Source organism: Luteitalea sp., from assembly GCF_022842525.1.
Lineage (GTDB): Bacteria > Acidobacteriota > Vicinamibacteria > Vicinamibacterales > Vicinamibacteraceae > Luteitalea.
The window spans coordinates 1-11,633 of the sequence record NZ_JALHPM010000190.1; the positions used below are offsets into that span (position 1 = coordinate 1).

Below are 11,633 nucleotides of genomic sequence, written 5' to 3' on the forward strand. Positions count from 1 at the left end.
CGGGCGGCCCATGCCGAAGCCGCCGGCGACGGGAGAGACATAGGCGTCGAACTGCCCGCGCTGCAGCCGCGCGACCAGATCGGGAAGGGCGACGGCCTCGAGATCCAGCGTAATGCCGATGTCGGCATAGGCGTGCTGCAACCGACCGGCCACGCGCAGCGCCAGCGGCGCGTCCAGCACGAGGCACGCCACCCGGAAGCGTGCCTCGACGGCGCCGTCCGGCGTCGTGCGGCGCCGCAGCCCGCCCTCGTCTAGCAGCTGTCCTGCACGCACCTTGTCTACCCGCAGCAGGGCCGCATCCCCGCCGTGCGGGCGCGACCAGTGCTGGTGCCAGAGCATGTCGGCCGCGGGCACGCCGACGCCACCGGCGACCTGGCCGATGAGGGCATCGCGATCGACGGCGGCATTCATGGCCAGTCGGACGTCGCGTCGCCGCAGGATCGGGTGCCGATGATTGAGGCCGAGCGTCATCACGTACGGCTTCAGGTGTGGGAAGAGGTGGACGTCCCCATCGGATCTCAGGGGGGCGCGTGTCTCGGTGGGCACCTCGTAGAGCACGTCCACTTCGTCACGAAGGAGCGCCGCCACGGCGGCCCGCGGTGTCTCGAAGCGCCGGATCTTGATCGTGCGGATGGCGGCCGCGTCCTCACCGGACGTGACCACCGCGTGCAGGTCCGGCTCGTCCGCCTCGGTGTCTGCCGTGGTGTCCGCGTCCGCGTCCGTGTCCGGGTCCGTCTCCCTGAAGGGGCCGGCCGGCAGCGCTTCCACCAGCGACAGTGTCTCGAGGAGCAGGCTCGACGGCTCACTCAGTCGGATGCGGACCTCGTGTGGGCTGGCGGCATCCACAGCCGTGACGTGCCAGAGCCCTGGCCCACGCATGGGATCCCGCAACGCGTTGCGCACCCGGGCGACGACATCCTCGGCGGTGGCCAGCGTCCCGTCGTGGGTACGCACGCCGGCGCGGACCGTCAGCGTCCAGGTCCGATGGTCGGGCGAGGCCACCCACCGCTCGACGAGCGCCGGTTGCACCTGGCCCGCCTGGTCGACACGCACCAGTCGTGTCTGCGTCAGGCTGTAGATCAGCGGCTCGATCGGCGCGCTGTTGCTCGGGATGGCGACGGCGATGCTCGCATCGCGTGTCGACGGAACCGGTGGCGGCGGGTCGCGACGGCACGCGCCCATCACACCCATCGCTGCCATGACGCAGACGAGCGGCACCGGCACGGCTGGCGGCCGTGCGTCGCGAGGACGGGGAGGGCGAGCGGCGAGCGCGTTCACGCAGCGTCCGGCGGTCCCTGCTGTCGAAGGGCAACCGCCGACGTGCTTGTATCACGAACGAGTGGGCAGCAGCGCGACTCTCGCGCCGCTGCGCTCGTGCGTCGTGCGGCCGGCTACTTCGGGTCCGGCGTGTCGTACGGGTAGTCGATGAGCAGCGGGCAGAATGGGGGACGGTCCTTGCTGGCGCCTCGCGCGACGATACGGATGGTCATGACGACTCCTCTGGGAAAGGTCGGGCCAGTGGCCCGACGGGGTCAGGCTGGAACGGTGGCCGCGGCGGCCGCGATGTCGTCCAGGGCCGCCAGCATCCCCGGACGATGACAGCTGGGCGCGGCGAGATCGCCCTGCTCGTTGTGCGCGGCGACGGAACAGCCGCCGCCGCAGACCGGCACCAGTGCGCAATCGCCGCACGCGCGCCAGGGCGCGTGCGTCTCGAAGCGATCACGCACGGCGTGATGCGCGACGTCGCGCGCCGGGTCCACGTGGCCGACCCGCGTGGTCGCCTCGCCGGTGAAGCCGGGGCACGGGTACAGCGACCCCTCCGGCCCAACGGTGTAGGAGTGGCGCCGATGCAGTTCGCACGGGCCCATGTGGAGGCCGTCGAGTGTCTCGAAGCCACTGGCCCGGGTCTCCGCCCTGAGCCAGGCCATGCGTGTGTCGACCAGCCCGCAGGTGTCGCAGGGCGTCCTGCCCCCACCATTCCCGGCGGCGGTCATGCACGTACCGCCGAGTGCCGCCTCCGGCGCCTGCGCGGGCGTCAGCGGAATCATCCGCCGGCCATCCGCGCGCGTGCGCACGGGGGCGGACACGGGTCTTCCCGTATTCGGCCCGCGAATGATCGGCTTGAACGCAATCTTCGAGATCCGGTCGGCGAACGGCTCCTGACGAAGCAGCGCCAGCAGCGCGGGATAGCTGGCGGCGCTCTCGACGTCGAAGTTGCCCCCGATGCTCAGGCGCACCTTCGGCGCCACCGCGCGCATGTTCGCCAGGATGCGATCGAAGGTCCCCTGGCCACCCCGCAGCGGGCGCAGCCGGTCGTGGGTGACCTTGTCGCCATCCAGCGTGATCTTCACGCCCGTGAGGCCCCAGGGCAGCAGGCGGTCGACGACCTCTTCGGTCAGCAGCAGGCCGTTGGTGATGATGCTGATGTTCATCGCCACGCCGCGGGCCCGGCAGGCGGTCCACATCCGCTCGGCCAGCAGGTAGACCACCGGCAGGTTCAGCAGCGGCTCGCCACCGAAGAACGTCAGCGTGAAGCGCGGCGAGCCGAGGGCGTCGAGCCGATGCTCCATCCAGTCGCCGACGCGGGCCGCGTGCTCGAGGGACATCCGGGCCCCTGCCGAGTCGTGCGACGCGTGGTCGCCCTGGATGCAGTAGTCACAGGCGAAGTTGCATTGCAGCGTGGTGAGCAGGGTCACCCGCAGGTGGCTCGCGTCTTCGCGGAGATCCCGGAAGAACGCCTCGAGCGCGTGGTCCTCGGCCTCGCGGCTTTCGACGAGGAAGCCGAGCTCGGCCAGCTGCGTCACCGCCTCGCGCGACCGCGGATCGAGGTGGACGTCCTCGTCGGCCTCGACGCGTGCCATGAGGCCGATCACGTCGGACGACACGACGATCTGGGTGTCGGTCAGCGAGTTGAAGAGGAAGGTGTCGTCGGTGTCGGGCAAGGGCACCGACACGGTGAAGCGGGAGGCTCGCATACCCTGGCTGGGAGTGCCAGAACGGTGCCGCCGCTGCCATCCATGGGTAGGATCCCCGCAAGTAGCTCATCCAATGGCACTTGGGGCGCGCATGAGGTGGCGGAGCCTCCGCTCGCGTTTGCGGAACCTACAAAGTGTTGGGGCGTCCGTGTCGGCAGATTTGGCCGACGTGTCGGTGGGGCGACCTTGCTCAGGCGTCCCGCAGGCGCCGGGTGACGTCGTTCAGGCCGAGTCGACTCATGCGGTGCTTGAGGGTGCTGAGCGGCAGGCGCAGCTGGCGTGCCGTGCCGGCGATGTTCCACTCGCCCTTTTCGAGGGCCTTGAGCAGGTAGCTGCGCTCGAAGGCCGCCACGGCCTGATCGAGCACGCTCTCGGCCGGGTCGGCCTCGCGGGCCTCGAGGGCGGCCAGCTGCACTTCGAGCGGCAGGTCGGCCTCCGTGATCTCGGACTTGTCGCACACCGCGACCATCCGCTCGGCCAGGTTCTGCAGCTCGCGGATGTTGCCCGGCCAGGTGTACCCCCGGAGCACGGCGAAGGCCGACGGCTCGATGCCACGCACGACCTTGCGGAACCGCAGCGCATAGCGCCGGATGAAGACCTCGAGCAGTTGGTCGAGGTCCTCCATGCGGTCGCGCAGGGGCGGCAACCGGACGGGAATCACGTTGATGCGGTAGAAGAGGTCCTCGCGGAAGCGGCCATGGCGGACCGCCTCGGAGAGGTCGGCATTGGTCGCGACCACGAGCCGGAAGTCGACGCGGATGGGGTGTCGGCCCCCCACGCGCTCGATCTCGTTCTCCTGGATGGCGCGGAGCAGCTTGGCCTGCAGGTCCAGGCGCAGGTCGCCGATCTCGTCGAGGAACAGCGTCCCGCCGTTGGCCAGCTCGAACTTGCCGAGCTGCTGGCGGACGGCCCCCGTGAATGCGCCCCGCTCGTGCCCGAAGAGCGTGCTCTCCACCAGTTCGCTCGGGACCGCGGCGAGGTTGACCGCGATGAACGGGCCGCGCCGCCGGTCCGATTCGGCGTGGACGCGGCGGGCCAGCATCTCCTTGCCGGTGCCGCTCTCCCCGGTGATCAGCACCGTCGTGTCCAGCCGCGCCACCTTCTGGACCAGACTCACCACCGCGCGCATCGCCGCGCTGGTGCCCGTGACGAACTCCTCGTCCTGGGCCTCCACCTGGGCCGTCAGCGACTCGACCCGATTGCGCAGGTCCTGCCGTTCGCTCGCGTTGCGCACCAGGGCGCGCAGCGCGTCGTAGTCGAACTCCTTGGTGATGTAGTGGTAGGCGCCGAGTTTCATCGCCTGGACGGCGGTCTCGACGTCGGTGATGGCCGAGATCATGATGACCTCGACCTCGTCGCGCTGCTCGCGCACCTGCCGCAGCATCTCGAGGCCGCCGATGCCGGGCAGCCGCACGTCGAGCAGCATCAGGTCGACCCGCGACTGGCGCAGCCGCGACAGCCCGTCCTCGGCCGACGACACCGACATCACGCGATAGTCGCGCTTCAGGATCGCCGTCAGCGTGTCGCGCATCCCCTCATCGTCATCGACGATCAGGATGGTCTTGAGGGCAGGAGCCATCGGTTCCGTGCATCTTAGCGAATCGGGCGCTCCGGACGAGTCGGACGGGACGAGGAGGCGCCGGCCCGGCGTTTGTCGGCCCCCCTGGCGCTCCCGATCCATAATTGTGAGTTGTCGACGTCCGGCGCCCACAGCCTCGTGGTCCCGGGGGCCGTCTTTCGCGTGCAGAGGAGCAGGGGTTGGCAAGCGCATTCGATGTCGTGGTGATCGGCGCCGGGACCGGCGGCTACGTGGCGGCGATTCGCGCCGCGCAGCTCGGCCTGACGACCGCCGTCGTGGAGCGTGACAGCGTGCTCGGCGGCACGTGCCTGAACTGGGGCTGCATCCCGACCAAGGCGCTGCTCGAGCATGCCCATGCCTTCAAGGTCGCCAAGGCGGCCAGGGACTGGGGCATCACCCTCGGCGAGGCCGCCGTCGGCCTCGACATGAACGTCGTCCAGGACCGCAAGGACAAGATCGTCAAGGGTCTGACCGGCGGCATCGGGATGCTCTTCAAGAAGAACAAGATCGAGTGGATCAAGGGCTCGGCCCGCCTGCTCGGCAAGGGCGCCATCGAGGTCACCGACGCCGCGGGGGCGACCAGCCAGATCACCGCCGGCAAGGAGATCATCGTGGCGACCGGATCGTCGCCGCGCAGCGTCCCCGGGATCGCGTTCGACTACACCCGCATCATCACCAGCACCGAGGCCATGAACCTGCGCCAGGTGCCCAGGTCGATCATCGTCATGGGCAGCGGCGCCGTGGGCGTCGAGTTCGCGTCGATCTTCAACAGCTTCGGCACCACCGACGTGACGATCATCGAGCTGCTGCCGCGCATCGTGCCCAACGAGGATGCGGCCGTCTCCGAGGTGCTCGAGAAGAGCTTCCGGAAGAAGAAGATTCGCGTGCTCACCGGCACGAAGGTGACCGGGGCGACCAACACGGGCGACGGCGTCGAGATCACGGCGCAGCTGCCCGACGGCAAGACCGAGACGATCTCGGCCGAGTATCTGCTGGTGGCCACCGGGCGCGGGCCCGTCACCAACGGCCTCGGCGCCGAGGACCTCGGCCTCGAGATGGAACGCGGCTACATCAAGGTGGACCCGCTGATGCGCACGAGCGTGGCGGGCATCTCGGCCGTCGGCGACGTCATCACGCTGGGCACCGGCGCCCACAAGCAGCTCGCGCACCTGTCGTCGGCCGAGGGCATCCTGGCCGCCGAGCGCATCGCCGGCCACGACGTGCGGCCGATCAACTACGACCACGTTCCCGGCTGCACGTACTGCGACCCGGAGATTGGCAGCGTCGGCCTGACCGAGGCGCAGGCGAAGGAACGGGGCTACGACGTTCGCGTCGGGTCGTTCCCCTTCGGCGTCCTCGGCCGCGCCAAGATCGCCAACGAGACCGAAGGGTTCGTCAAGATCGTCGCCGAGAAGCAGTACGACGAGATTCTCGGCGTGCACATGATCGGCCCGCGGGCCACCGAACTGGTCGCCCAGGCCACGCTGGCCCTGCGCCTCGAGTGCACGGTCGAAGAACTCATCCGCACCATCCAGGCGCACCCGACGATGTCGGAGGCGGTGGGTGAGGCGGCACACGCGACACACGGCGCGCCGATTCACATGTGAGTCGGGTTTGAGGCTCTGGGCTCTGGGCTCAGAACAGCAGGCTCAGGGCCCAAGGCTTGAGCCTTGCCCTGAGCCTTGAGCCTAAAGCCTTGTTGTTGAGCCTTCAGCCCTGAGCCCCGAGCCTTCTCTATGCCGACGAACGTGGTGATGCCCCAGATGGGCGAATCGGTGGCCGAAGGCACCGTCGTGCGCTGGATCAAGAAGGTCGGCGATGCGGTCGACCGCGACGAACCGCTCTTCGAGATCTCCACCGACAAGGTGGATGCCGAGATTCCCTCGCCCGCCGCTGGCGTGCTGCTCGAGATCCGGGCGCATGAAGGCGAGACCGTGCCCATCGACACGGTCGTCGCGGTGCTCGGCGACGCCGGGCAGCAGCCGCAGACGGCCGCACCCGCCGCCGCGACCCCGCAGCCCGATGGCACGGCGTCCACCCCGGCCACGACCGACCCGGGCTCCGAGACCAGGGGGGCCGATGTCGCCGGTCAGCCCGCGGCTGGGCCGGCGACTGAGCCGGCCGCCGAGGTGGCCGTGGAGGCCTCTGTCGAGAACGCGACCGCCGACCGTCGGCGCCAGAAGTCCTCGCCGCTGGTCAGGCGGATCGCCGCCGAGCACCAGGTCAACATCGCGCAGCTCGAGGGCTCCGGTATCAGCGGTCGCGTGACCAAGCACGACATCCTCACGTACATCGACGGTCGGTCACAGGCGCCCTCCGCCCCGGCGTCAGGCCATCAGGGGCTCCACATCCCGGCCTTCCAGCCGGGCGAGGCCGTGCAGGTCCAGCCGATGTCGGTGATGCGCCGCAAGATCGCCGAGCACATGCTGTACAGCCGCCGCACGTCGGCGCACGTGCACTCGGTGTTCGAGGTCGACTTCACGCGGGTGGCGGCGGTCCGCCAGGCGCACAAGGCCGAGTTCGAGAGCGCCGGCGTGAAGCTGACGTATCTGGCCTTCATCGCCAAGGCGATTGCCGACGCCCTGCGGGCGATGCCGATCCTGAATGCGGCGATCGACGGCGACTCGGTCGTCTACAAGAAGGACATCAATCTCGGCTTCGCGGTGGCGCTGGACTGGGGGCTGATCGTGCCGGTGCTGCACGAGGCCGACGGCAAGAGCCTGCTCGGCATCGCCCGGGGCATCGCCGACGTCGCGGCGCGGGCGCGCGCCAAGCAGCTCAAGCCCGAGGACGTGCAGGGCGGCACCTTCACGATCACCAACCCGGGGTCGTTCGGCACGCTCTTCGGCATGCCGATCATCAATCAGCCGCAGGTGGCGATCCTCGCGGTCGGCACGATCGAGAAACGTGTCGTCGTCATCGACGACATGATCGCCGTGCGTCAGCGGGGCTATCTCACCCTCGGCTACGACCATCGCCTCGTGGACGGCGCCGTGGCCGACGAGTTCATGAGCAAGGTGAAGGCCACGATCGAGTCCTGGGCCTGATGCCCCCGCTCGTCGTCCAGCGCGCGGGACTCGTGCCCTACGAGACCGCGCTGGCCTTGCAGGCCGATCTGGTGGCCGCGCGCAAGGCCGATACCATCAGCGACACGCTCGTCCTGCTTCAGCACCCGCCGGTCATCACGCTCGGCGTCAAGGTCCGCCAGTCGCGCGACCACGTGCTCGCCACCGATGCCGAGCTGCACGCACGGGGCATCGCGCTGTTCGAGGCCGGGCGCGGCGGCGACGTCACCTATCACGGCCCCGGCCAACTGGTCGGCTACCCGATTCTCGACCTGAAGCCCGATCGCCTCGACGCGCACCGGTACGTGCGCGATCTCGAAGAGGTGCTCATCGGCGTGTGCGCCGACTTCGGCCTCGACGCCGGGCGCAAGAGTGGACTGACTGGCGTCTGGGTCGGTGACGAGAAGGTCGCCGCGATCGGCGTCCGGTTGTCGCGGTGGGTGACCAGCCACGGCTTCGCGCTCAACGTGCACACCGACCTCGCCCATTTCGACCTGATCGTCCCGTGTGGCATCCGAGACCACGGCGTCACCTCGCTCGAGCGCCTCCTGGGCCTGGCGCCCCCCATGGATGGGGTCGAGGCACGGGTCATCCACCATCTGTGCCGGGTGTTCGATCGCACTATCAATGGATGAGCTGCGACCCTCGGTTGCGCAAACCGAACAGCCTCTCAGGCTAGACCTTGGAATTAGTGGATCTGGACCAAGGTAGAGCCTACGCTCTGCATGGAGCGTAACCATGAACCTGTACGTCGGGAATATTCATCACCCCTCCGGTGTTCTACTGGACGGAGGCGAGATGAAGCGAGATAGCAATGCAGAGCGCGCACTGATCGAGCAGTTGCAGGCCGGAGTCCCGGGAGCCGTCGAGACCCTGGCAAGCGCGTACGGCAGCAAGGTCTACCAGCTGGCGTTCCGGTACATGAAGAACCGTGAAGACGCCGAGGAAGTGACCCAGGACGTCCTGATGAAGGTCGTCAAGAAGGTCGACGCGTTCCGTGGCGACGCGGCCCTCTCCAGCTGGATCTATCGCATCACCTTCAACACGGCGATGTCGCGCCTGCGCAATGGCAAGTTCACGCGCCCGGCGGAAGTCTCCGAGCACGAGATGCAGGGGCAGGATCAGGAAGACGGCATCCGCCGGCTCCGCGAGGCTGCCGACTGGTCGAGCCTGGCCGACGAAGCCTTCCTCCGCACGCAGTTGCGCGGACGCCTGGCCGAAGCGATGAAGGACCTGCCGGAGATCTACCGCACCCCGATCATCCTGCGCGACATCCACGGGTTGTCCACCGAGGAAGCCAGCCAGGCCCTGAACGTGAAGAGCCAGACCCTGAAGTCGCGCCTGCACCGCGGTCGACTGATCCTGCGCGAGCGCCTCGCCGACTTCAGCACCGGTCTGTCGCTGCACTCGGTCGCCTGAGTTCTCGCGACGGCTTCATCCAGTACCTTTTTCTCTCCCGCTCCAGCCCGGTTCCGCCTTCGTCGCCCCCCGGCGAAGGACCCACGGAACCGGGTGTCGTGCCTTCAGGCATCTTCGCGGGGGGATTCCTCCACCTCGGCGATGCATTCGTTGACGCCGAGCCCCTCGACCGACACGACTTCGAAGCGCACGTGGTCGTAGACCACCACGTCGCCCACGTGTGGCGGGCGGCCCAGCCGCTCCAGAATCAGTCCGCTGACGCTGTCCACCTCGTCGTGCTCGAGGACCACGCCCAGCGCCTCACCGGCTTCCTCGACCCGTGAGGTGCCGCTGACGTGCAGCACGCCGCGGGCATCCCGGTAGATGCTGGTCCGCTCGGCCGCGCCCTCGGCGACCTCGCCAATCACCTCGTCGAACAGATCCTCGTGTGTCAGCACGCCGGCCGTGCCGCCGTGCTCGTCGATCACGACGGCCATCTGGGCCCGCGCGTCACGCAGGGTCTCGAGCACCACGTCGAGCGTCGCCGTGTCGGGCACGGTGGGGATCGGCCGGACGATGGTCGGCGACAGCGGCTGCCCGCTCGACTTCAGCAGCAGCAGATCCTTGACGTTGACCATGCCCGTCAGCTGGTCGATGTCGCCGTCGTACACCGGGTAGCGCGTGTACGGCTGCCGGCGGACGGTCGCGGTCACCGTGTCGGCATCGGCGCCCAGCGGCAGCGCTGCCAGGCGCACCCGCGGCGTCATCACCTCGCGCGCCGTCAGGTCACCGAACTCGAAGAGCTCGCGCAGCAGCTTGCCCGACTCCTCGCGCAGCATGCCGCCGGCCTCGCTCTCCGAGACGATCAGCGCCAGCTCCTCCGGCGAGTAGAGGTGCTCGTGCGCCCGCTGCTGTCGCGTGATGCCGATCAGCCGCAGCAGCGTGTTGCCGAGGAAGTTGAGCACGATCACCAGCGGCAGGCAGATGGCCTGAATCACCAGCATCACCGGCGTGATCAGCAGCACGGTGCGCTCGGCCCGCTGCAGGGCAATCGACTTGGGCACCATCTCGCCGAAGACGATGTGCACGTAGGTGAGCATCGCGACGGCGAGGATGCTCGCCAGCGTGTGGGCGGCGACGTACCGCGCCGCGCCAAGACCCTCGAGCCAGTGCACCAGTCGCTCGGCCACCTGGTGCTCGCCGTACATGCCGAGCCCGAGACTGGCCAGCGTGATGCCGAGCTGCGCCGTGGCGATGAAGCGGTCCTGTCGCTGCGGCTCCTCGAGAATCGCGCGGACCTTCTGCGCGACCCGGTTGCCCGCCGCCGCCCGCTTCTCGATCGCCACGCGCGGCGTGCCGACGATGGCGAACTCCGCGGCGACGAACAGGCCGTTCAGCACGACCAGCACGGTGACGATGACGATGAGCGTCGTCATGTGCGTGGACTCGTGGCGCGCGGGGCCTTCATCCGCAGCGAGGACTGGGTGAACTCGTCGGGCGTCGGTCCGAGCAGCGACGACAGGATGTCGTCGAGCGTGACCATGCCGACGACCTGCTGGCGATCGTCCACCACGATGGCCTGATGCGTGCGCCGCCGTCGCAGCTCGTCGACGAGGCGGTCACCGGTGATGGTCTGATCGACGATCACGGCCGGCTGCAGCAACTCGCGCAGCGACCGCACCGGACGCCCTTCGACGTGACGCACCAGCAGGCGCTTGGTGTTGACGAAACCGATCACGTGGTCGAGCGTGTCGCGGTAGACGGGGACATGGGCCTGCGCCGAGTCGAGGGCCAGGGCGAGCACCTGGTCGACCGGCATCGTGATGTCGATCGCGTGCAGGCGGTCGCGCGTCGTCATCATCTGCTGGGCGGTGCGCAGGCTGAAGCGCAAGGCTCGCTGGAGGCGGCGCAGCTCGTGGGGTTCGAGCAGGCCGCCATCGTGGCTCTCGGCGATGAGCAGCTCGATTTCCTCGGGTGAGTGGACATGGCGATGGGCGCCGTGGCCGCTACCGAGCAGTTTGAGCAGGATGTTGCCCGACCCGTTCAGGAACCAGATGAACGGCCCGAGGATCCACAGCGACCAGCGCATCGGCCAGTACGTGTACAGCGCCACTTCGGTGGGGTACTGCAGCGCCAGCGACTTGGGGGCCAGTTCGCCGCTGACCATCTGGCCGACGGTCAGCACGACGAGAATCGCGACGGCGGCGGTGGACGCTGCGGCGATGCCGTCGAGGCCGAACGAGCGCTGCAGCAGACCGGAGACGGGCGCGCCGAACGCCACCTGGCCGTAGGCGCCCAGCACGAGGCTCGAGATCGTGATGCCGACCTGGCAGGCCGCGATGTAGCCGTCGAGTCGTGTCGGGGATTCGAGGATCGGCAGCAATCGAGCGGCGACGCTCGAACCGTCCTCGGCCAGCTGGCGGACGCGGCCCCGCCGGACGGAAACGGCGGCGAACTCTGCCGCGACGTAGAGGGCGTTGAGGGCGACGAGCGTCGCGACGACGAGGAGGGTGGTCAGCACGTCAGCGTCCCACGGCCGCCCCCGCCACGCCGGCAGGCAGCGGGGCGCTGCCGCGAACGCGCCCGCCGGGGCTGAACCGGAGTGCGTGCACACCC

At 69.1% G+C, this 11,633-nt stretch carries 9 protein-coding genes; 4 read left to right on the plus strand and 5 right to left on the minus strand.

All coding sequences use genetic code 11. The annotated features are described in order from the left end of the window. The 3 genes from Q0C41_RS25630 to Q0C41_RS25640 all read right to left on the minus strand — a co-directional run. Window positions 1-1,200, minus strand: a 1,200-nt coding sequence (locus Q0C41_RS25630) for an ABC transporter substrate-binding protein (RefSeq protein WP_291988799.1), incomplete at its 3' end; no start/stop codon positions are given. A 332-nt stretch (window positions 1,201-1,532) separates the two neighbouring features. Next, window positions 1,533-2,975 (minus strand): radical SAM protein, encoded by a 1,443-nt coding sequence (locus Q0C41_RS25635; RefSeq protein ID WP_291988802.1) that lies wholly within the window; start codon window positions 2,973-2,975, stop codon window positions 1,533-1,535. A 190-nt stretch (window positions 2,976-3,165) separates the two neighbouring features. Then, window positions 3,166-4,554, minus strand: coding sequence for a sigma-54 dependent transcriptional regulator (locus Q0C41_RS25640; protein ID WP_291988803.1), 1,389 nt, complete (start codon window positions 4,552-4,554; stop codon window positions 3,166-3,168). Between the two features lie 179 nt (window positions 4,555-4,733). On the opposite strand from Q0C41_RS25640, the gene lpdA reads away from it, so the two are divergent. The 4 genes from lpdA (at window position 4,734) to Q0C41_RS25660 (ending at window position 9,038) form a co-directional block, all read left to right on the plus strand. After that, complete coding sequence (gene lpdA / locus Q0C41_RS25645) at window positions 4,734-6,161, plus strand: dihydrolipoyl dehydrogenase (RefSeq protein ID WP_291988806.1); 1,428 nt, start codon at window positions 4,734-4,736, stop codon at window positions 6,159-6,161. 129 nt (window positions 6,162-6,290) lie between these two features. After that, window positions 6,291-7,601, plus strand: a complete 1,311-nt coding sequence (locus Q0C41_RS25650; RefSeq protein ID WP_291988808.1) for a dihydrolipoamide acetyltransferase family protein — start codon at window positions 6,291-6,293, stop codon at window positions 7,599-7,601. Then, complete coding sequence (lipB, locus tag Q0C41_RS25655) at window positions 7,601-8,254, plus strand: lipoyl(octanoyl) transferase LipB (protein WP_291988810.1); 654 nt, start codon at window positions 7,601-7,603, stop codon at window positions 8,252-8,254. The genes Q0C41_RS25650 and lipB overlap by 1 nt, the downstream gene beginning before the upstream one ends. 163 nt (window positions 8,255-8,417) lie before the next feature. Continuing rightward, window positions 8,418-9,038 (plus strand): sigma-70 family RNA polymerase sigma factor, encoded by a 621-nt coding sequence (locus Q0C41_RS25660; protein WP_291988812.1) that lies wholly within the window; start codon window positions 8,418-8,420, stop codon window positions 9,036-9,038. A gap of 104 nt (window positions 9,039-9,142) precedes the next feature. Here Q0C41_RS25660 and Q0C41_RS25665 read toward each other — a convergent pair whose 3' ends face one another. Both Q0C41_RS25665 and Q0C41_RS25670 read right to left on the minus strand, forming a co-directional pair. After that, on the minus strand, window positions 9,143-10,453 hold the full coding sequence (locus Q0C41_RS25665; RefSeq protein WP_291988814.1) for a hemolysin family protein: 1,311 nt from the start codon (window positions 10,451-10,453) through the stop codon (window positions 9,143-9,145). After that, window positions 10,450-11,538, minus strand: a complete 1,089-nt coding sequence (locus Q0C41_RS25670) for a hemolysin family protein (RefSeq protein ID WP_291988815.1) — start codon at window positions 11,536-11,538, stop codon at window positions 10,450-10,452. Before Q0C41_RS25670 ends, Q0C41_RS25665 begins: the two co-directional genes overlap by 4 nt. Window positions 11,539-11,633: the final 95 nt, after the last annotated feature.